Raw genomic sequence first — 21,003 nt, 5'->3', positions numbered from 1 at the left:
CGTCCCCACCCGGAAGGAACCCGCCCCCGTGACCCGTGCGCAGATCTGGCACAGCCTGGACGATGTGCCCGCGGATCTGGGACCCAGCGCCGTCACCATCGGGAACTTCGACGGGGTGCACGCGGGCCACCGGTTCGTCCTGGAGACGCTGCGCGAGGCGGCCGCCGCGCGCTCCCTGGCCCCCGTGGCGCTGACGTTCTGGCCGCACCCGCGCCACGTCATGCACACCCCGGGCGAGCCGCCCCTGCTCACCGCGCGTGAGGACCGCGACCGTCTGCTGCTCCTCGACGGCGTCGCCGGGGTCCTGGACCTCCCCTTCACCTGGGAGTTCGCGCAGCACACCGCCGAGGAGTTCGTGCGCCGCTTCCTCGTCGAGGGGCTCGGCATGCGCTGCATCGTCATGGGCGCGGACTCCCGCTTCGGCCGCGGCAACACCGGCGGCGCGGAGGAGATGCGCGCACTGGGGGAGCGGTACGGGTTCGAGGTGATCGTCCTGCCGGACCTCGGCCCCGCCGGCCCGGGCAGCGGGCGGATCTCCTCCTCCGCCGTGCGCGAGGCTCTCCTGCGCGGAGACATCCCCGCGGCGACCGCCATGCTCGGCCGGCTCCACACCGTCACGGACACCGTGCGCCACGGCTTCAAGCGCGGCCGGGAGCTCGGCTTCCCCACCGCCAACCTCGGTCCGCGCCCGGAAGGGCTCGTGCCGGCCGACGGCGTCTACGCAGGCTTCCTGACGGTGGTCGCCCAGGACCCCGCCCACGTCGGCACCGCGCCGCTGCTGGGCGCTCCTGCCACGATCTCGATCGGCACCAACCCGACGTTCCACGACGGCAGCGCCGCCGCGGGGGAGGAGCCGCCCCGCATGGTCGAGGCGTACGTGCACGGCGACCACGATCTCGACCTCTACGGCGACACCGTGCGGCTCGAGTTCGTGGAGCGCCAGCGGCCCACTCTCCGCTTCGACTCCGCTGCCGAGCTCGTGGCCCAGATGGAGTTCGACAAGGACGTGACCCGCCGCACTCTGTCCGCCCTGGCCCGGGACGCCTCCAACCCGCTCTGATAACCTCGAAGAGCCGTCATATCGGCCGCGGAGAGCCCGAATCGGCTGCGCGCACTGGGGTTGCCCCGGCTCGCGCCGAGAGGCTCGCACGAAGAGCCCGGAGCATCAGGCCCCGGAGCGCCGCGCAACGACCAGGGAGAAGCCGCATGGCCTTCGACACCGCCACCAAGCAGGCGATCATTTCCGAGTACCAGACCGCCGAGGGCGACACCGGCTCGCCCGAGGTCCAGGTCGCGCTGCTCACGCACCGCATCACCTACCTGACCGCTCACCTCAAGGAGCACAAGCACGACCACCACACGCGTCGTGGTCTGATGCTCCTGGTCGGTCAGCGCCGTCGACTGCTCAAGTACCTCCAGGCAGTGGACATCGAGCGCTACCGCTCGCTGATCCAGCGCCTCGGCCTGCGCCGCTGACGAACCCCGCCGCTCGCCCCTCAGGGGCGGGCGGCGGTTCCCGTCGGGCCCGCGGACAGCGCGCGGCCCATCGCCCGGCAGGCCCGGGAGGAGCATCCTCCCAGGCCCCAGCCGCCCCGACACCCCCGGATCCGCGGACTCGGTCCTCGGCAGAGGCCGGCGGGATCGCTGAGGCCCAGTGCTCAATGCCCAGTGCCCAGCGCCCCCCGACAGCTCCTGACGAAGGCCGCGTCCGGACCGGGAACCACCACCTGAACCCGAACGAATGGAGATCCTCATGGCCATGGAAGGCCCCGAGATCACTGCCACCACCGCCGTCATCGACAACGGCTCCTACGGCACCCGCACGGTGCGCTTCGAGACCGGCCGCCTCGCGCAACAGGCCGCCGGCGCCGTCGCCGTCTACCTCGACGACGACACCATGATCCTGTCCGCGACCGCCGTCTCGAACAAGCCCAAGGACCAGTTCGACTTCTTCCCCCTGACGGTCGACGTCGAGGAGCGCATGTACGCCGCGGGCCGCATCCCCGGCTCGTTCTTCCGCCGCGAGGGCCGCCCGGGCACCGACGCGATCCTCGCGTGCCGCCTCACCGACCGCCCGCTGCGCCCCGCCTTCGTGAAGGGCCTGCGCAACGAGGTCCAGGTCGTCCTGACCGTCATGGCGATCGATCCCGATGACGCCTACGACGTCGTCGGCATCAACGGCGCCTCCGCGTCGACCTCCATCTCCGGCCTCCCCTTCTCGGGCCCGATCGGCGGCGTCCGCATCGCGCTCATGCCGAACGCTCAGGGCGGCCAGTGGATCGCCTTCCCGACCTTCTCGCAGCTCGACGAGGCCGTGTTCTCCATGGTCGTCGCCGGCCGCATCGTCGAGGACATCTCCGGCGCCTCCGACGTCGCGATCATGATGGTCGAGGCCGAGGCCACCGACAACGCCTGGGACCTGGTGAAGAACCAGGGCGCGATCGCCCCCACCGAGGAGGTCGTGGCCGAGGGCCTCGAGGCCGCCAAGGTCTTCATCCGCTCGCTGTGCGTGGCGCAGCAGGAGCTCGCCGAGAAGGCTGCGAAGCCGGTGCGCGACTTCCCGCTGTTCCTGGACTACCAGGACGACGCCTACGACATCGTCTCCGAGACGGCCTCGGGCCGCCTCGCCGAGGTCATGAGCATCGCGGGCAAGCAGGAGCGCGAGGAGCGCACCGAGCAGCTGCTCGCCGAGGTCGTCGCCGAGCTCGGCGCCGAGGGCGCCGCTCTCGAGGGCCGCGACAAGGAGATCACCGGCGCGTACCGCTCGCTGACCAAGCAGCTCGTGCGCCAGAAGATCCTGCAGGACGAGGTTCGCATCGACGGCCGCGGCCTGAAGGACATCCGTCAGCTCTCCGCCGAGGTCGACGTGCTCCCGCGCGTGCATGGCTCGGCGATCTTCGAGCGCGGCGAGACCCAGATCCTGGGCGTCACCACGCTGAACATGCTGAAGATGGAGCAGCAGATCGACTCGCTCTCCCCGGTGACGCACAAGCGCTACGTGCACCACTACAACTTCCCGCCGTTCTCCACCGGCGAGACCGGTCGCGTCGGCTCCCCGAAGCGCCGCGAGATCGGCCACGGCATGCTCGCCGAGCGCGCCATCACGCCGGTGCTGCCCTCGCGCGAGGAGTTCCCCTACGCGATCCGCCAGGTGTCCGAGGCTCTCGGCTCCAACGGCTCGACCTCCATGGGCTCGGTCTGCGCCTCCACCCTGGCCCTGCTGAACGCCGGCGTGCCCCTGCGCGCCCCCGTCGCCGGCATCGCGATGGGCCTGGTCTCGGCCGAGGTCGACGGCGAGACCCGCTATGCGGCCCTCACCGACATCCTCGGCGCCGAGGATGCCTTCGGCGATATGGACTTCAAGGTCGCAGGCACCTCCGAGTTCATCACCGCGATCCAGCTCGACACCAAGCTCGACGGCATCCCCGCCTCGGTGCTGAAGTCGGCGCTGTCGCAGGCCCGCGAGGCGCGCCTGCACATCCTCTCGGTGCTGGAGGAGGCCATCGACCAGCCCGACGAGATGAGCCCCAACGCTCCGCGCGTCATCGCGGTGACGATCCCCGTGGACAAGATCGGCGCGGTCATCGGCCCGAAGGGCGCCATGATCAACCAGATCCAGGACGACACGGGCGCCCAGATCTCGATCGAGGACGACGGCACGATCTACATCGGCGCGACCGACGGCCCCTCGGCCGAGGCGGCCCGCACCGCGATCAACGCCATCGCGAACCCGATGGTCCCCGAGGTCGGCGAGCGCTACCTCGGCACCGTCGTGCGCGTGGTGGACTTCGGCGCCTTCGTCTCGCTCACCCCGGGCAAGGACGGTCTGCTGCACGTCACCCAGCTGCGCACGCTGAACGACGGCAAGCGCGTGGAGAGCGTGGAGTCCCTCGTGAAGGTCGGCCAGAAGATCGAGGTCGAGATCCGCGAGATCGACGCGCGCGGCAAGATCAGCCTCGCCGTCGCGCAGGACGACGAGCCCGCCGAGGCTCCTCTCGCCGCCGCGGAGTCGGTCGCGGACGAGGCGCCGACCGCCGAGTGACCGCCTCGGCGATCGCCTCACGGTGATCGCCGGAGCACTCGCGCAGATTCGCCGCAGGGCGGTCTTCCCGGAGACGGGGAGGCCGCCCTGCGGTGCGTCCGGGAGCACATCGCCCCGGCGGCACCGCGCGGATCGGGTGCCAGGGCGCCTGTGGCAGACTCGAGCGGTGCCTATCGACCTGACGCTCGACGAGTCCTCCCGCCAGCAGCTCCTCTCCGACGGGACCAGCGGTCCCCTGGTGCGGCGCTCGATCCTTCCAGGCGGGGTGCGGCTGCTGACGGAGACCGACCGCTCGGTGCGCAGCGCCAGCATCGGGCTGTGGCTGCCGGTCGGTTCGCGCGATGAGAAGCCGCAGCACGCGGGGTCGACCCACGCGCTCGAGCACCTTCTGTTCAAGGGCACGCTGCGCCGCTCGGCGCTCGACATCGCCACCGCTTTCGACGAGATCGGCGGGGAGTCCAACGCCGTCACCGCGAAGGAGCACACGGTGTACCACGGGCGCGTGCGCAGCGCGGACCTGCCGCTCGCAGTCGACGTCCTCACCGACATGCTCACCTCCTCCGCTCTCGCCGAGGAGTCGCTCGAGACCGAGCGCGAGGTGATCCTCGAGGAGCTCGCGATGGCGCTGGACGACCCCACCGACTGCGGCTACGAGGAGTTCCTCGCGGCGGTCCTCGGCGCGGACACAGCGCTCGGCAGGCCCGTCGGCGGAACGGTGGAGACTGTGAGCGCCCTCAGCGCCGCCGACGTGCGCGCGCACTATGCAGAGCACTACCGGCCCCAGAACCTCGTGGTCACGGCCGTCGGCGACCTCGACCACGACGAGCTCGCCCGGATGCTCGAGGAGCGGCTCGCCGCCGGCGGCTGGGACCTCGATCCGGCCGCGCTCCCGAGCCCGCGCCGCCCCGAGGGCTCCCTCGCCGGGGTCGCGGGATCCGCGCCGACGCAGGTGCCCGCCCAGCTCCTCGAGCGCACTCTCGAGCAGACCCACATCTACCTCGGCGGGCCCTCGATCAGCGCCACCAGCGAGGACCGCCACGCGATGAACGTGCTGATGGCGATCCTCGGGGGAGGGATGTCCTCCCGCCTGTTCCAGCACATCCGCGAGGAGCGCGGGCTCGTGTACTCGGTGTACTCCTTCAGCTCCGCCTATCGGGACGCCGGCCTGTTCGGCCTGTACGCGGCGTGCCGCCCCTCGCGCACCGAGCAGGTCGTCGAGCTGCTCGGCGCCGAGGTCGAGGACATGCGCGATCACGGCGTCACCGACGAGGAGATGCGCCGCGCGCTCGGGCAGATCACCGGCGGCCTCGCCCTGGGACTGGAGGACACGTCCTCGCGCATGGGGCGCCTCGGCAGCCAGGAGCTCGTCCAGGGCCGCTACGCGAGCGTGGACGAGACCGTCGCCCGGATCGCGGCCGTCACCCCGCAGCAGGTCCAGGAGCTCGCCGCCCGCCTCGCCGCCTCGTTCACCGCCCGGGTGGACGTCGGCCCGGCAGTCTGAAGCTCCGCACTCTGAAGCCCCGCAGTCAGAAGCCGCGCAGTCCGAAACCCCCGCTGTCTCCGGCCCGGTGGCCTGAACCCTCCCTCCCGTCGAAAGGAACCCCCATGACCAGCCCCCTGCGCGTAGCAGTCCTCGGCGCCAGCGGCCGCATGGGCCGCGCCGCGTGCGCCGCCGTCGATGACGCCGACGACCTCGAGCTCGTCGCCCGCATCGGCAGCTCCGACTCCCTGGACCAGGTCGCAGATGCAGGCGCCCAGGTGATCGTCGACCTCACCGTGCCCTCTGCCACGCAGGGCAACGTGCTGTGGGCGATCGAGCACGGCATCCATGCCGTCGTCGGCACGACGGGCTGGGACGATGAGTCCCGGGGCGCCGTGCGCAGCGCGCTCGAGAAGAACCCGGGGATCGGCGTGCTGATCGCCCCGAACTTCGCGATTGGCGCCGTGCTCACGATGCGGTTCGCGGAGATCGCCGCGCGCTACTACGAGAGCGCCGAGATCATCGAGATGCATCACCCCGACAAGCTCGACGCCCCCTCCGGCACCGCGCAGCACACCGCCGCGGCCATCGCGCGCGGCCGTGCCGACGCCGGCCTCGGCCCCATCCCCGATGCCACCGAGAAGGACCCGGACGGCGCCCGCGGCGCGCTGGTCGAGGGTGTTCGCGTGCACGCCGTGCGCCAGCGCGGGCTCCTCGCCCACGAGGTCGTCCAGTTCGGCGGCACGGGGGAGCAGCTCATCCTGCGCCACGACTCCTTCGACCGCGTGAGCTTCATGCCCGGCGTGCTGCTGGGCGTGCGGGAGGTCGCCTCCCATCCAGGGCTGACGATCGGTCTCGACGGCTACATGGACCTGGGCTGAGATGCGCGCGAAGATCGGCGTGGCCGTCCTGGTGCTGCTCACCGGGGTGTTCGTCTGGGGCATGGCCTGGATGGCCGCCGGTTTCGCGCGCGCCGGTAGCGCCGTCGGGTGGGGGCTCGCCGTCGCGGTCGTGCTCCTGGTGGTGCTCACGATCTGGGTGACCTGGCGCGAGGTGCGCTTCGGGATGCAGTCCGGGCGGCTCGCCCGGATGTACGGCCCAGCAGCGGACGGCGAACCTGCGCTGCAGGACGCGCAGCCGCAGGACCGGGATGCGCGCGCCGCGCAGGCCCGCAGGGAGTTCGAGGCGGCGCGCGCCGCCCTCGAGACGGGGGCGGGCGAGGACTGGCGCGCCTGGTACCGGCTCGCCCTCGCCTATGACGGCATGCGCGACCGCGCGCAGGCCCGCGCCGCGCTGCGCAGAGCGATCAGTCTCGAGCGCTCCGGCCGCTGAGGGCGTGCGCGCCGCAGGGCTCGAGCCCGGCACTCGCACTGCGGTGATCTGCCCTGCGAGCGGGTCTCAGCCCCAGCCGAGTGCGCGCACGCCCGCGGCGACCAGCGCCGCGGCGATCACCACCACGATGAACGGCGCCCGCCGCCACAGCAGCACCGCGGCGACGAGCAGCGCGGGCACGCGCGCATCGAACGCGAGCGAAGGGCCGTTCGTGAGGGTCTGCGTGGCGACCAGCGCGCCCAGCAGAGCGACGGGCAGCAGCGCGGTCATGCGGGCGATCCGCGGGCGCTCGAGCACCGCCGGCGGCACCTGGTAGCCGAGCCACTTCTGGGCGAAGGAGGCGAGCGCCGCGACGATCACGCCGATCCACAGGTAGCTCATCGGGCACCTCCCGTGCGCAGTCCCGCGATGACGGCGACGAGGGCCGCGGCGAGGACGGGCAGTCCGGCGGGCAGCACGGGCGTGGTGAGCAGGGCGACGAACGCGGCGCACACCGCGACGGCGACGACATCGCCCTTCACCAGTCGCGGCCGCAGCAGGCCGAGGAACGCGGCAGCCGCCGCGGCATCCAGGCCCCAGCTGCCCGGATCGCCCACTCGCTGGCCGACCAGCGCCCCGACCAGCGAGAACAGGTTCCAGAACACCCACACCCACACGCCCGCCGCCCAGAAGCCGGCGCGCTTGGCCGCGAGGGTGGTGCCGCTCGCGGAGACCGCCGCGGACTCGTCGATCGTCAGCAGCGCCCGCGCCGCCCCCTTCAGGCCGCCGCGCGGGAGGACCGGGGCGAGGGCGAGGCCGTAGAGGGTGTTGCGGATTCCCAGCAGGATGGAGGCCAGCGCTGCGCCGACGGCGGAGCCGCCCCCTCCGATCACGCCCACGAAGGCGAACTGCGAGCCGCCGCTGAACAGGATTGCGGAGAGCACCATCGCCTGCCACAGATCGAGCCCGGAGGCGGTGGCGAGTGCGCCGTAGGAGATGCCGTAGAGGCCGGTCGCGGCGCCGACGGACAGGCCCTTGCGCTTCGCGTCGCGGACGGCGGCGACGTCGTCGGCCGCACCGGCGTCGGGATCGAGAGCGGGGGAGGAGGCTCGGGGAGAGGGAGTCATCGCACCGACACGGTATCGGTGCCGGGCCCCTTCGCGCGCGCGGCAGCGCCGCCGTGAGAGCGTGAAGCCATGGATTCCGCCTCTCAGATCTCCCGCCCAGCCGACGGCCAGGCCTCCTCCGCCCCGCAGGAGGAGCTGCTGCCGATCCTGGTCGATGCGCTCCTGCTGGACATGGACGGCACGCTCGTGGACTCCAGCTCCTCCGTGCACATGGCCTGGAAGCAGCTGTTCACCGAGCTCGGCTCGGATCGCTCCTACGAGAGCCACATGCACGGCCGCCCCGCCGGGCAGATCCTCGCCGAGGAGTTCCCCGCCATGAGCCAGGCCGAGCGCGACACCGCCTTCGCGCGCGTCGAGGGGCTGGAGATCGAGGACGCCGGCGCGGTGACCGTGCTGCCCGGCACCGCGCGGCTGCTCGAGGAGCTCGACGCGATCTCCGCCGAGCTCGGCCGGCCCGTCTGGACGATCGTGACCTCCTGCACCCGACCTCTGTTCGATGCGCGCTGGGCCAGCACCGGCCTGCCCGCCCCGGACTCCCTCGTCACGGCCGACCAGGTCAGCAGCGGCAAGCCCGACCCGGAGCCCTATCTCCTGGGGGCGCAGCGCCTCGGTGTCGATCCGTCGGCCGCGCTCGTGCTCGAGGATGCGGTCGGCGGGCTGCAGTCGGCGCGCGCTGCAGGCTGCCCGGCGATCGCCGTGACCACCACCACCCCTGCAGGCGAGCTCGCACCGCTCGCCGGGGCGCTGGTGACCTCGCTGGATGACCTCGAGGCGAGCGTGCAGGACGGCAGGGTGCGGATCGCGCGCCGCGGCGCCTGAGCCCGCGCCGCGTCCGCGCCCGCCCGGCGCGCATCTCCGCGCCGATACGATGCTTCCCATGCACTCCGCCCTCACCGTCGCCGTCGGCCGCACTGCCCGCCGGCTCGCCAGGCTCCGCGGCCGCGGCCGCGGGGGCAGCGCCTTCCCCGGCCTCGTGGTCGAGAGGATCGATCCCGGGTTCCTCGCCCGCACCCTCGATGCGCTTCCGCACGGGGTGGTCGTCGTCTCCGGCACCAACGGCAAGACGACCACCACGAAGATCGTGGTCGAGCTGCTGCGCGCTCAGGGCCTGAAGGTGTTCACCAATCCCACGGGCTCGAACTTCGTGCGCGGCGTCTCCGCGGCGCTGCTGACCGAGGTCGATGCGCGCGGCCGGCTCGATGCCGACATCGCCGTGCTCGAGCTCGATGAGGCGCACGCGGTCCACTTCGTGCGGCTGGTGAAGCCCCGGGCGAGCCTGCTGCTGAACGTGATGCGCGACCAGCTCGACCGCTTCGGGGAGATCGACCACACCGCCTCCCTGCTGCGCGCCGTAGCCGCCGCGACCACCGAGGTCGTCGTGCTGAACGCCGACGATCCGCGGCTGTCGGCCCCGCGCTTCACCGAGGGGCTCAGCGCCCGCGTCGAGGGCTTCGGGATCGGGGAGAGCCTGCGCCGCACGTTCCTCTCGGACGACGACCTGCGCCGCGAGGCCCCGATGGATCTCTCCGGCAGCGGCGTCGAGGGCAGGGCGCCCTCGACGCGGCTGGAGTCGATCGAGGGCCGCACCGCGCGCTTCACCCTGCAGGGCGAGCAGGCCGAGGTCGAGATGGCCCTGCCCGGCATCCACAACATGCTGAACGCCGCAGGCGCCCTGGCCCTGGTGCGCGCCGTGCTGGGGGAGCGGGCCGCCCTGGCGCAGCTCGCTCCGGCGCTCTCGCAGGTGCGCGCCGCCTTCGGCCGCGGCGAGCTCATCGACGTGGGCGGCGTGCCCCTCGAGCTCGCCCTGGTGAAGAACCCCGCCGGGTTCCGCATGGCGCTGCTCTCGAGCGCCGCGCAGAGGGCGACCACCGTGATCGCGATCAACGACCAGTACGCCGACGGCCGCGACATGTCGTGGCTGTGGGACGTGGACTTCACCGCCCTGCGCGAGAGCGGAGTGCTCGCGGTGACGGGCGTGCGCGCCTACGACATGGCGCTGCGGCTGCGCTACGAGGAGGTGCCCGTCGAGAGCGTCGAGCCCGATCTCGGCGCCGCGCTGCGCCTGCTCCTCGAGCGCGGCCGCGCGGACCGCGAGCCGATGCGCATCTACTGCACCTACACCGCGATGCTCGCCCTGCGCGCCGAGCTCGCCCAGTTCGCCGACGTGGAGGCAGTCCTGTGAGCACCGAGAACGGCCAGGCCCGGGGGCCGGCGCTGCGCATCCTGCAGCTGTACCCGGAGCAGATGAACATCTACGGCGACTGGGGCAACACCCTCACCCTGCAGCGCCGCGCCCAGTGGGCCGGCTTCGAGGTCGAGCTGCTAGAGCACGAGATCGGCGGGCAGATGCCGAGCGACGTCGACCTCGTGGTCGGCGGCGGCGGCCAGGACTCCGGGCAGGTCGCGATCGCCCCGGATCTCCGGCGCCACGGCGCGCAGCTGCGCGAGTGGGCCGAGGCCGACGTCCCGATGCTGATGATCTGCGGCTCCTACCAGCTCTTCGGGCACGTCTTCGTGCCCGCCGCCCAGGATGCCGGCAGCGAGCCCCTCCAGGGCATCTCGATCCTCGACGTCGAGACGCGCGGCAGCGCGCAGCGCCTCATCGGCAACCTCACCGTGCGCACCGAGCAGTTCGGGGAGGTCGTCGGCTACGAGAACCACTCCGGGCTCACCTCCCTCGGTCCCGACGCGACGGCGCTCGGCCGTGTCGCGCCCTTCGGCGAGGAGGACTCGACCGCCGGCGGCAACAACGGCGCCGACGGCACCGAGGGCGCGATCTCCCGCAACGTGATCGGCACCTATCTGCACGGGGCGCTCCTGCCGAAGAACCCGGTGCTCGCGGACTGGCTGCTCGGCAAGGCCGTGCTCCACCGCACGGGGGAGGACCGCTACCGCGCCCCCGAGATCGACGAGTCCATCACCCGCGAGGCCCGCCGGGTCGCGATGAGCCGACCCCGCTGAGAAGCCTGGACTACCCTGGGGAACCATGAGCGACATCGTCTTCCGGTCTGATATGACCGTCGAACTGGTCCGATCCGCCGCGCAGGACGGCGATGTCGTCTTCGCCGCGCGGGTCTCGACCCAGGGCGAGAAGACCCTCGAGACCGCGGGGAGCGAGGCGTCCGACCGCGATCGCGGCCTGATCCGCTACCTCATGCGCGATCGCCACGGCAGCCCCTTCGAGCACACCTCGTTCACGTTCTTCGTGGAGGCGCCGATCTTCGTGTTCCGCGAGTTCATGCGGCACCGCGTCGCCTCGTACAACGAGGAGTCGGGCCGCTACCGGAAGATGCGCCCTGTCTTCTACGTGCCCGGCCCCGAGCGCCGCCTGGTGCAGGTCGGCAAGCCCGGCGCCTACACCTTCGAGCCGGGCTCGCCTGAGCAGCACGCGCTCGTGGAGCGCTCCGTGCGCGCGCAGTCCGAGGCGGCGTACGCCTCCTACCTCGAGATGCTCGAGGCAGGGGTGGCCCGCGAGGTCGCGCGCACCGTGCTCCCGCTGAACCTGTACTCCTCGATGTACGTCACGATGAACGCGCGGGCGCTGATGAACTTCCTGTCCCTGCGCACCGCGCGAGAGGGGTCAGCCTTCCCGTCCTTCCCGCAGCGCGAGATCGAGATGGTGGCCGAGCAGATGGAGGCCTTCTTCCGCGAGGCCATGCCGTTCACCTACGACGCCTTCGAGCAGGGCGGTCGCGTCGCCCCCTGAGGGCCACGCCGAGAATCGCCCGCGATCGTCCCCGCCACGCACCAGGAGAACCCCATGAGCACCGAGCGCACCGCCCCCGCCCGACCCTTCGGGGCCGTCGGCACCGCGATGGTCACGCCGTTCTCCGCCGACGGCGAGAGCATCGACCTCGACGCGGCCCAGCGCCTCGCCGTGCACCTGCGCGATCACGGACACGATCTGCTCGTGCTCAACGGCACCACGGGCGAGTCGCCCACCACCTCGGGCGAGGAGAAGCTCGCCCTCGTGCGCGCCGTGCGCGAGGCCGTCGGCCCCGACATGACGCTGATCGCAGGCGTCGGCAGCAACGACACCCGCAAGAGCGTGCGCGTGGTGCGCGATCATGCCGCGCTCGGCATCGACGGGCTGCTCGTCGTCACCCCCTACTACTCCAAGCCCTCGCAGGAGGGGATCATCGCGCACGTCGAGGCGATCGCCGCTGCGAGCGACCTGCCCGTGATGCTCTACGACATCCCCGGGCGCACCGGCGTGCCGCTCTCGCGCGAGACGATCCTGCATCTCGCCGAGAACCCCTCGGTGCTCGCGCTCAAGGACGCCAAGGGCGATCTTCTCGAGAGCGCGCTGATCATGGCGCAGAGCGACCTCGCCTACTACTCCGGCGAGGACGCCCTGAACCTCCCCTGGCTCGCGATCGGCGCGAGCGGCCTGGTCTCCGTGATCGGGCACGTCGCCGGCGACCTGCTCGCCGAGCTGGTCGAGGCCGTCGACGCCGGTGACATCCCGCGCGCCCAGGAGCTGCACGGACGCCTCGCCGCCGTCACCGAGGCGATCTTCGGGCTGATGCCCGGGGTCGTCGCCGCGAAGACCGCCCTGCACCTCCAGGGCGTCCTGCCCCACGCCGCCGTGCGCGGCCCCCACTCTCCCGCGAGCGAGGCGCAGTCCCGCGCGCTCGCTCAGGCGCTCGATGCCGTCCCCGGCATCGCGCCGCTGCACTGATCCCTCCGGAAGGAACCATGTCCACGACCGCGAAGACCCCCGAGGCCGCGACCCCCGTCGCCGCCACGCCGTTCACCGAGCAGCTGAACCTGCCGCCGAAGCTGCGCCGCGACACCCTGCGCGTCATCCCGCTGGGCGGGCTCGGCGACGTCGGCCGCAACATGGCCGTGCTCGAGTACGACGGCCGCCTGCTGATCATCGACTGCGGCGTCCTCTTCCCCGAGGAGACCCAGCCCGGCGTCGACCTGATCCTGCCGGACTTCGACTACCTGCGCGGCCGCCTCGACGACATCGCCGCGATCGTGCTCACGCACGGCCACGAGGACCACATCGGCGCCGTCCCCTACCTGCTGCGCCTGAAGCCCGACATCCCGCTCGTCGGCAGCCAGCTCACCCTGGCGCTGGTGGAGGCGAAGCTGCGCGAGCACCGCATCCGCCCCTACACCTTCGCCGTGCACGAGAACCAGCAGGAGAGCTTCGGCCCCTTCGACTGCGAGTTCGTGGCCGTGAACCACTCGATCCCCGACGCGCTCGCCGTCTACGTGTCCACCCCCGCAGGCTCCGTGCTGCACACGGGCGACTTCAAGATGGACCAGCTGCCGCTCGACGGCCGCCTCACCGACCTGCGCGCCTTCGCGCGGCTCGGCGAGAAGGGCGTGGACCTGTTCATGACCGACTCCACCAACGCCGAGGTCCCGGGCTTCACCACCCAGGAGCGCACGATCGGCCCCGTGCTCGACTCGCTGTTCGCGCGCTCGAAGCAGAAGATCGTCGTCGCCTCCTTCTCCAGCCATGTGCACCGCGTCCAGCAGGTGCTCGACGCCGCGGCGAAGAACAACCGCAAGGTCGCCTTCGTCGGGCGCTCCATGGTGCGCAACATGGGCATCGCCGTGGACCTCGGCTACCTGCACGTCCCGAAGAACACCCTCGTGGACGTCAAGCAGATCGACAGCCTGCGCGACGAGCAGGTCGTGCTCATGTGCACCGGCAGCCAGGGCGACGCGATGGCGGCCCTGAACCGCATCGCCAACCAGGACCACCGCGTCTCCGTCGGCCCCGGCGACGTCGTCATCTTCGCCTCCTCGCTGATCCCCGGCAACGAGAACGACGTGTTCCGCATGATCAACAAGCTCATGGCGCTCGGCGCCGAGGTCGTCCACCAGGGCAGCTCCAAGGTGCACGTCTCCGGCCACGCGAGCGAGGGCGAGCTGCTGTACTGCTACAACATCGTCAAGCCCAAGAACGTGATGCCCGTGCACGGCGAGGTGCGCCACCTCATCGCCAACGGGAAGATCGCCGAGTCCTCCGGCGTCCCGGAGAAGAACGTGGTGCTGGCCCACGACGGCAGCGTCGTCGATCTCAAGGGCGGCGTCGCGAAGGTCGTCGGCGAGATCCCCAACGGCTACGTGTACGTCGACGGCTCGAGCGTCGGCGAGATCTCCGAGGCCGATCTCAAGGACCGGCGCGTGCTCGCCGATGAGGGCTTCATCTCCCTGTTCGCCGTGGTGAACTCCGCCAGCGGCGCGATCATCGCCGGGCCCGAGATCCACTCGCGCGGCGTCGCGGAGGATGACGCCGTGCTCGAGAAGCTCCGCCCCGAGATCGTCAAGGCGCTGGAGAAGGCGCTCGCCGACCAGGCGGGCAAGCGCCACGATCCCTACCAGCTGCAGCAGGCGATGCGCCGCGTCGTCGGCCGCTACGTCGGCCAGCGCCTGCGCCGCCGCCCGATGATCATCCCGGTGGTCGTAGAGGTCTGAGCCGCAGCGCCTCGCACGGGCCCGGATCGCGCAGCCGCCGCTGCGTGATCCGGGCCCGTTCCGTGTCGGCGAGCCGGGGCGGGGGAGGGCCGACGGGGTAGATTGGCGCCATGGCGACACGTACGTCTTCCCCCGCACGTGCGTCGAAAGGCGTATCCCGCACCTCCTCCGCAGCCTCGCGCGGCGCAGGCGGTGCCTCCCACGACCCCTCGACGCTCCCGCTCCCGGTGCGCGCAGTGCGCTCCGGCTACCTCGGCATCGCTCGTGCCGCCGGCGGCTTCGTCCGCGCGATCGGCGTGCAGCGCTGGGAGGTGGCGTTCGAGCAGCGACGGGACGGCTTCGCCCTCTTCCTCCTGCTGATCGCGGCGCTCGTCGCGACCCGCGAATGGTTCCAGGCGCCCGGCGCGTTGTTCGACGCGGTGCACGCAGTCGTCGGCGGCACCTTCGGGGTCGCCTCGGTCGCCGTGCCGCTGCTCGCTCTCGGCTGGTCGCTGCGCATGTTCCGCCGCCCCGATCTCGTGCGGGCCAACGCGCGCGTGGGCCTCGGCATCGCCCTGCTGCTGACCTCGTTCTCCGCGATCGCCTCGGTGCACGCGCAGATGCCCGCCCCCGCCGACGGCGCTGACGCCCTCTCCCGCGGAGGCGGCGTGCTCGGGTACCTCGCGGCCGCGCCGCTGATGGCGCTGCTCCCCGGGTGGGCCGTGGTGGTCGTCTACGTGCTCGTGATCCTGTTCGGCGTGCTCGTGCTGACCGCGACTCCCGTCGAGGCGCTCCCCGCCCGCCTGCGCGGGGTCTACGAGGGGCTCGTCGGCCGCAGCGCCGAGGAGGAGGCGGAGCGCGAGACGTTCGGGCTCCACCCCCGCCGCGTCACCGCGCGCGAGCGCGGAGCGCTGGACGGCTCCGACGAGGAATCCGCTCCTGCCCGCCCGCGCCGCCGCTCCCGCCGTGAGAAGGAGGAGCAGGCCGCTCGCGACCACGAGGAGTTCGGCTACGAGGGCGACGAGCCCTTCACCGCGGCCGCCCGCACCGAGCCCGCCGCCGCAGCCGCAGGGGCAGCGCGCGCGGCCCGCGCCGGCCGCGCCGCGCCGAAGGACGCCACCGAGGTGTTCGACGTCGTCGCCGACGAGAACTCCCGCACCAAGGCGTTCCCCGTCGGGCCGACGGAGGCCCTCGCCCCCGCCGCTCCCGCGAAGGGATCCGGCTCCGCGTCCCCGCGCGCGGGCTCCTCCGCCGCGCGCCCGGCTCCCGCCCCTGCGGCCGCGAAGCCCGCGCGCAGCGAGTCCGCGCAGGCAGAGGAGACCGAGGAGCCGCTGGTCATCCCCGCGCCCCGCGGCGACCTCCCCCGCTCGGGGGAGCAGCTCGAGCTGGCCGGCGACATCGTCTACACCCTCCCCGCCTCGGACTACCTCCTCGAGGGCCCCCCGCACAAGACCCGCTCCGAGGCCAACGACCGCGTCGTCGAGGCGCTCGAGGAGGTCTTTGAGCAGTTCAGCGTGAACGCCGAGGTCGTCGGGTTCTCCCGCGGCCCGACGGTCACGCGCTACGAGGTCGAGCTCGCCCCCGGCACCAAGGTCGAGAAGGTCACGGCGCTCGACAAGAACATCTCCTACGCCGTCGCGAGCGCCGACGTCCGCATCCTCTCGCCGATCCCCGGCAAGAAGGCCATCGGCATCGAGATCCCCAACGCCGACCGCGAGACCGTCGCCCTCGGCGACGTGCTGCGCAGCTCGGTGGCCACCCGCAACGAGCACCCGATGGTGATGGGCGTGGGCAAGGACGTCGAGGGCGGCTACGTCGTCGCGAACCTCGCGAAGATGCCCCACCTCCTGGTCGCGGGCGCCACGGGCGCCGGCAAGTCCAGCTTCGTGAACTCGATGATCACCTCGATCCTCATGCGCGCCACCCCCGAGGAGGTGCGCATGGTGCTCGTGGATCCCAAGCGCGTCGAGCTCACGATCTACGAGGGCATCCCGCATCTCATCACCCCCATCATCACCAGCCCCAAGAAGGCCGCCGAGGCCCTCGAGTGGGTGGTCAAGGAGATGGACGCGCGCTACGACGATCTCGCCGCGTTCGGGTTCAAGCACATCGACGACTTCAACAAGGCCGTGCGCGCGGGAGAAGTGGTCATGCCCCCGGGCAGCGAGCGCCGCATCGCGCCGTACCCGTACCTCCTGGTGGTCGTGGACGAGCTCGCCGACCTGATGATGGTCGCCCCGCGCGACGTCGAGGCCTCGATCCAGCGCATCACGCAGCTCGCCCGCGCGGCCGGCATCCACCTGATCCTCGCCACCCAGCGCCCCAGCGTGGACGTCGTCACCGGCATCATCAAGGCGAACGTGCCCAGCCGCCTCGCCTTCGCGACGTCCTCCCTGCAGGACTCGCGCGTCATCCTCGACACCCCCGGCGCCGAGAAGCTCATCGGCCAGGGCGACGCCCTGTTCCACCCCATGGGCAAGGCCAAGCCCATGCGCGTCCAGGGCGCGTGGGTCAACGAGTCCGAGATCCACAAGGTCGTCGAGCACGTCAAGAAGCAGATGAAGCCGGCCTACCGCGAGGACGTCGCCGTCGCTGCGGTGAAGAAGCAGGTCGACGACGACATCGGCGGCGATCTCGACGTGCTGCTGCAGGCCACCGAGCTCGTGGTGACCACGCAGTTCGGCTCGACCTCCATGCTGCAGCGCAAGCTGCGCGTCGGCTTCGCGAAGGCCGGGCGCCTGATGGACCTGCTCGAGTCGCGCGAGATCGTCGGCCCCTCGGAGGGCTCGAAGGCCCGCGACGTGCTCGTCGGCCCCGACGACCTCGCAGGCGCGCTCGCGCGCATCCGCGGCGAGGACGAGGAGCCCGTCGGCGCCTCCCATGCCCCGGCGGGGGAGGAGCCCTTCGAGAGCGGGGCCGAGGTCTCCCTCGAGGACGCGGAGGAGATCCCCCTCGCGGAGCAGGGAGGCCGGTACGCCACCGATCCCCTGGACCGCTCGGGAGACGACGTCGCCGCCGAGTACTACGACGGCTACGACGATGACGACCCCGACGGGGAGGACGCCTGGCAGCTCACCGGCCGGTGAGATGCTGAGCCCCCGCACGTGACCCCCGCAGCCGGCCGGCTGCCGCCCCTTCCTTGGAGGATCCATGAGCCAGACGCAGTCCCCGCAGCCCGTGCCGCTGTGGAACATCGCCAACATCCTGACGATGCTGCGGTGCGTGATGGTGCCGGTGTTCGTGGTGGTCGCGGTGATGCACCCGGATCTCGTGGCCTGGCGGCTCGGGGCGGCCGCGATCTTCGTGGTCGCGATGGTCACCGACTTCCTCGACGGCTACCTCGCCCGCTCCCGGAACCTCATCACCGACTTCGGGAAGATCGTCGATCCCATCGCCGACAAGGCGATCACGGGCGCCGCCTTCATCGTGCTGTCCATCTGGGACTACGTGCCGTGGTGGATGACGATCCTGATCCTGGTGCGCGAGTTCGGCATCACGATCATGCGCTTCACGATCCTCAAGCACGGGGCGCTGCCCGCGACCTTCGCGGGCAAGGCGAAGACGATGATGCAGTCCATCGCGATCACGTTCTGCCTGATCCCGTTCGAGCTGTGGTGGGGCCCGGCGAAGTGGATCGGCCTGGCGCTCGTGACCATCGCCTTCATCCTCACGATCTGGTCGGGGCTGGTGAACCTCAAGGACGGGCTGCGCCTGCGCCGCGAGGCTCTCGCCGGGTCGCCCTCGGCCTGAGCCGTGGGAGAGCGCCAGGGCCCCGATCGCCTCGAGGAGGAGAGCGCAGCCATCGCGCAGGAGGTCGTCCAGCGCGCCGCAGCGCGCGGTCTGCGCCTGGCCGCGGCCGAATCCCTCACCGGCGGGCTGCTCGCAGCCCGGCTCATCGACGTGCCCGGTGCGAGCGCCTGCGTCGCCGGGGGAGCCGTCTGCTACGCGCTCGACGCCAAGACCGACGTGCTGGGGGTGGACGCGCAGCTGCTGCGCCGCGAGGGCGCGGTCACCGCGGAGGTCGCCCGGCAGATGGCCCGCGGCGCCGCGCGGCTGTACCGCGCAGATCTGGCTCTGGCGACGACGGGCGTCGCGGGACCGGGCCCCGACGACCGCGGCGTCCCGGCCGGGACCGTGTGGATCGCGCTCGCATCGCGCAGCGGCCCTGCCCTCGTGCGTGAACTGCGTCTCAGCGGCGACCGGGCCCAGGTGCGCGGGGAGGCGGTGCGTGCAGCGCTCGCTCTGCTGCGGGACCGGCTCCGGGATTCGGCCGCATCGCCGCAGGCCAGCGAGCCGTCGCTGCCCGCAGGGGAGCGCGAGGAGTCCTGAAGCCGGCCGCTGGGGAGGCATCGCCGGTGGAGGGCCCAGCGATCTCCCACGCCGCCTCCCTACGATCGGGGAACACGCGCACCGCCCGGTGCGTTGCACCCGACGTGAAGAGCACGATGACCCCCACCCATATGCGCGCCCCCGGCATGAATACCACCGGCCGCGCATCCACACGCCCCGGCGCACCGCGATCCCTCGCCCCGCGACCGGCAGGGTCGCTCCGCTCCGCTCCCGCCGCACCCCGCGCCCGCACGGGGACAGCGCCCGCGGCGCGGCCCGCAGCGCCGACGAACGGAGGCCGCCAGATGATCCTCTTCCGCCAGGAGCTCGGCGAGGTGCTGCGCGATGCGCGCCGCACCCAGGGCCGCACGCTCCGCCAGGTCTCCGCCGACGCCCGCGTCTCCCTCGGCTATCTCAGCGAGATCGAGCGCGGCCAGAAGGAGGCTTCCAGCGAGCTCCTCGTCTCCGTGACCGATGCGCTGGGCATGCCGCTGTCGTTCGTGCTGCGCGAGGTCTCGGACCGCATCGCCGTGGCCGAGGGCGTGAGCATCCCCGACACCATCCCCGAGGGGATGGCCGAAGGGGCCGACGCGCTCGTCTGCGCCGGCTGAGCCCGGCCGGGAAGCCGAGGCTCCGCCGATGAAGCGCAGCGAGCTCACCGCGCTGGCCGATCACGTGTTCGGGCCGGCCCTCTCCCTCGCGTATCGCCGCGAGCTCGTGCTGGAGGCCCTCGGCGGCCGCACCGTCGACGAGGCGCTCGCCGCGGGGATCGGCGCCCGAGAGGCGTGGACCGCGCTGTGCGAGGCGATGGACGTGCCCGAGAGCAGCCGCTGGGAGATCCCGGCCGGGGCCCGGCGCGACTGATCGCCGCGTCGCCCGCGGTCAGCTCCGGCGCGCCGGCCCCGATCGGCTCCGATGCGACGACCCCGATCTGCACCGACGCGCCGGATCGCGCCCGCACCGTGCATTCGAACATCTGTTCGGGTAGGGTGTGGCTGTCGGTCGGCAGCGATCGATCGCTCGGACCCGGATGAGTCCTCCCCGCGGGGAGTTCTCCACCGCCCGGGTCCCCGCCGTCTCGAACGTCCGACCCCCGATCTAGTGTGGCCGCAGGTCAGCACACGCCGGTGAAACCGGCTCTCCGGAAGGAACGAAAGCCATGCCCGCAGCGAAGTCCTCTAGGACCGCGTCCCCCGCGAAGTCCAGCGCCCCGTCCACGGATCGCGCTTCCTCCCTCGACAACGCCCTCGCCCAGATCGACCGCCAGTTCGGCAAGGGCTCGATCATGCGCCTGGGCGATGACACCCGCCCGCCCATCGAGGTCATCCCCACCGGCTCGGTGGCGCTGGATGCCGCGCTCGGGATCGGCGGGCTGCCGCGAGGCCGCATCGTGGAGATCTACGGCCCCGAGTCCTCGGGCAAGACGACCGTCGCCCTGCACGCGGTCGCCAACGCGCAGCGCAACGGCGGCATCGCCGCCTTCATCGACGCCGAGCACGCCCTGGACCCCGAGTACGCGAAGAAGCTCGGCGTCGACACCGACGCGCTCCTCGTCTCGCAGCCGGATACGGGCGAGCAGGCCCTGGAGATCACCGACATGCTCGTGCGCTCCGGCGCCCTCGACATCATCGTCATCGACTCCGTCGCCGCCCTCGTGCCCAAGGCCGAGATCGAGGGCGAGATGGGCGACTCGCACGTGGGTCTGCAGGCGCGCCTCATGTCCCAGGCGCTGCGCAAGCTCACCGGCGCACTGGCGAGCACCGGCACCACCGCGATCTTCATCAACCAGCTGCGCGAGAAGATCGGCGTGTTCTTCGGCTCCCCGGAGACCACCACGGGCGGCAAGGCGCTGAAGTTCTACGCCTCCGTGCGCATGGACATCCGTCGCATCGAGACCCTCAAGACCGGCCAGGACGCAGTGGGCAACCGCACCCGCGTGAAGGTCGTCAAGAACAAGATGGCCCCGCCCTTCAAGCAGGCCGAGTTCGACATCCTCTACGGCGAGGGAATCTCCCGTGAGGGCGGCCTGATCGACATGGGCGTCGAGCACGGGATCGTGCGCAAGTCCGGCGCCTGGTTCACCTACGAGGGCGACCAGCTCGGCCAGGGCAAGGAGAACTCGCGGCAGTTCCTCAAGGACAACACCGACCTCGCCGCCGAGATCGAGACCAAGATCCTCCAGACCCTCGGGGTCGGGGCGTTCGCGAACGTCGAGGAGGCGTCGGCGGAGGACTCCGCAGAGGGCCTCGAAGCGGACGACTTCCTCGATGAGGGCGTCCCGGCGACGATCTGACGCC

The 21,003-nt window shown here is 72.0% G+C and carries 20 protein-coding genes; 18 read left to right on the top strand and 2 right to left on the bottom strand.

From position 1 onward, the window contains the following. The first annotated feature begins 28 nt into the window (after positions 1-28). The 6 genes from Bequi_RS01590 (at position 29) to Bequi_RS01565 (ending at position 6,854) form a co-directional block, all read left to right on the top strand. The gene (locus Bequi_RS01590; protein WP_249736251.1) at positions 29-1,060 is read left to right on the top strand and encodes a bifunctional riboflavin kinase/FAD synthetase; all 1,032 of its coding nucleotides are present in this window, start codon (positions 29-31) and stop codon (positions 1,058-1,060) included. A gap of 146 nt (positions 1,061-1,206) precedes the next feature. Further along, a complete protein-coding gene (gene rpsO / locus Bequi_RS01585; protein WP_249736250.1) occupies positions 1,207-1,476 on the top strand; it encodes a 30S ribosomal protein S15 in 270 nt (89 codons plus the stop codon). Between the two features lie 277 nt (positions 1,477-1,753). Further along, a complete protein-coding gene (locus Bequi_RS01580; RefSeq protein ID WP_430623082.1) occupies positions 1,754-4,042 on the top strand; it encodes a polyribonucleotide nucleotidyltransferase in 2,289 nt (762 codons plus the stop codon). A 166-nt stretch (positions 4,043-4,208) separates the two neighbouring features. Next, positions 4,209-5,543, top strand: a complete 1,335-nt coding sequence (locus Bequi_RS01575; protein ID WP_249736249.1) for a M16 family metallopeptidase — start codon at positions 4,209-4,211, stop codon at positions 5,541-5,543. Positions 5,544-5,647: 104 nt separating this feature from the next. Next, positions 5,648-6,403 carry a 4-hydroxy-tetrahydrodipicolinate reductase gene (dapB, locus tag Bequi_RS01570; protein ID WP_249736248.1) on the top strand — a complete coding sequence of 252 codons (756 nt, stop codon included), beginning with the start codon at positions 5,648-5,650 and terminating at the stop codon, positions 6,401-6,403. Between the two features lies 1 nt (position 6,404). Further along, the gene (locus tag Bequi_RS01565; protein WP_249736247.1) at positions 6,405-6,854 is read left to right on the top strand and encodes a hypothetical protein; all 450 of its coding nucleotides are present in this window, start codon (positions 6,405-6,407) and stop codon (positions 6,852-6,854) included. A gap of 66 nt (positions 6,855-6,920) precedes the next feature. Here the strand turns inward: Bequi_RS01565 and Bequi_RS01560 are convergent, their stop codons facing one another. Together Bequi_RS01560 and Bequi_RS01555 are read right to left on the bottom strand one after the other, a co-directional pair. Beyond that, complete coding sequence (locus Bequi_RS01560) at positions 6,921-7,235, bottom strand: AzlD domain-containing protein (protein ID WP_249736246.1); 315 nt, start codon at positions 7,233-7,235, stop codon at positions 6,921-6,923. Then, positions 7,232-7,960, bottom strand: coding sequence for an AzlC family ABC transporter permease (locus Bequi_RS01555; RefSeq protein ID WP_249736245.1), 729 nt, complete (start codon positions 7,958-7,960; stop codon positions 7,232-7,234). Before Bequi_RS01555 ends, Bequi_RS01560 begins: the two co-directional genes overlap by 4 nt. A gap of 69 nt (positions 7,961-8,029) precedes the next feature. Here Bequi_RS01555 and Bequi_RS01550 point away from each other — a divergent pair, with 69 nt between their 5' ends. The 12 genes from Bequi_RS01550 (at position 8,030) to recA (ending at position 20,999) form a co-directional block, all read left to right on the top strand. After that, entirely contained in the window at positions 8,030-8,779 is a 750-nt protein-coding gene (locus tag Bequi_RS01550; protein WP_249736244.1) for an HAD family hydrolase, read from the top strand. 58 nt (positions 8,780-8,837) lie between these two features. Further along, complete coding sequence (locus Bequi_RS01545) at positions 8,838-10,142, top strand: Mur ligase family protein (RefSeq protein WP_249736243.1); 1,305 nt, start codon at positions 8,838-8,840, stop codon at positions 10,140-10,142. Then, a complete protein-coding gene (locus Bequi_RS01540; RefSeq protein WP_249736242.1) occupies positions 10,139-10,921 on the top strand; it encodes a type 1 glutamine amidotransferase in 783 nt (260 codons plus the stop codon). Before Bequi_RS01545 ends, Bequi_RS01540 begins: the two co-directional genes overlap by 4 nt. Positions 10,922-10,946: 25 nt before the next feature. Continuing rightward, positions 10,947-11,666, top strand: coding sequence for an FAD-dependent thymidylate synthase (thyX, locus tag Bequi_RS01535; RefSeq protein ID WP_249736241.1), 720 nt, complete (start codon positions 10,947-10,949; stop codon positions 11,664-11,666). A gap of 54 nt (positions 11,667-11,720) precedes the next feature. Further along, complete coding sequence (gene dapA / locus Bequi_RS01530) at positions 11,721-12,641, top strand: 4-hydroxy-tetrahydrodipicolinate synthase (RefSeq protein ID WP_249736240.1); 921 nt, start codon at positions 11,721-11,723, stop codon at positions 12,639-12,641. Between the two features lie 17 nt (positions 12,642-12,658). Then, positions 12,659-14,398: a ribonuclease J gene (locus Bequi_RS01525; RefSeq protein ID WP_249736239.1), complete on the top strand. Its 1,740-nt coding sequence runs from the start codon at positions 12,659-12,661 to the stop codon at positions 14,396-14,398. Positions 14,399-14,508: 110 nt separating this feature from the next. Then, a complete protein-coding gene (locus Bequi_RS01520) occupies positions 14,509-17,463 on the top strand; it encodes an FtsK/SpoIIIE family DNA translocase (RefSeq protein WP_249736238.1) in 2,955 nt (984 codons plus the stop codon). Positions 17,464-17,527: 64 nt separating this feature from the next. After that, on the top strand, positions 17,528-18,127 hold the full coding sequence (pgsA, locus tag Bequi_RS01515; protein WP_249736237.1) for a CDP-diacylglycerol--glycerol-3-phosphate 3-phosphatidyltransferase: 600 nt from the start codon (positions 17,528-17,530) through the stop codon (positions 18,125-18,127). Between the two features lie 3 nt (positions 18,128-18,130). Further along, on the top strand, positions 18,131-18,706 hold the full coding sequence (locus Bequi_RS01510; RefSeq protein WP_249736236.1) for a CinA family protein: 576 nt from the start codon (positions 18,131-18,133) through the stop codon (positions 18,704-18,706). A gap of 305 nt (positions 18,707-19,011) precedes the next feature. After that, positions 19,012-19,317, top strand: a complete 306-nt coding sequence (locus tag Bequi_RS01505) for a helix-turn-helix domain-containing protein (RefSeq protein WP_249736235.1) — start codon at positions 19,012-19,014, stop codon at positions 19,315-19,317. A gap of 28 nt (positions 19,318-19,345) precedes the next feature. Continuing rightward, on the top strand, positions 19,346-19,570 hold the full coding sequence (locus tag Bequi_RS01500) for a DUF3046 domain-containing protein (RefSeq protein WP_249736234.1): 225 nt from the start codon (positions 19,346-19,348) through the stop codon (positions 19,568-19,570). 391 nt (positions 19,571-19,961) lie between these two features. Beyond that, positions 19,962-20,999 (top strand): recombinase RecA, encoded by a 1,038-nt coding sequence (recA, locus tag Bequi_RS01495; protein ID WP_430623090.1) that lies wholly within the window; start codon positions 19,962-19,964, stop codon positions 20,997-20,999. Positions 21,000-21,003 lie beyond the last annotated feature (4 nt).

The organism is Brachybacterium equifaecis (assembly GCF_023509525.1).
In the GTDB taxonomy this organism is placed as follows: domain Bacteria; phylum Actinomycetota; class Actinomycetes; order Actinomycetales; family Dermabacteraceae; genus Brachybacterium; species Brachybacterium equifaecis.
Note: the sequence above shows the minus strand (reverse complement) of the source record. Positions and strands in the feature narration are given on the sequence as shown.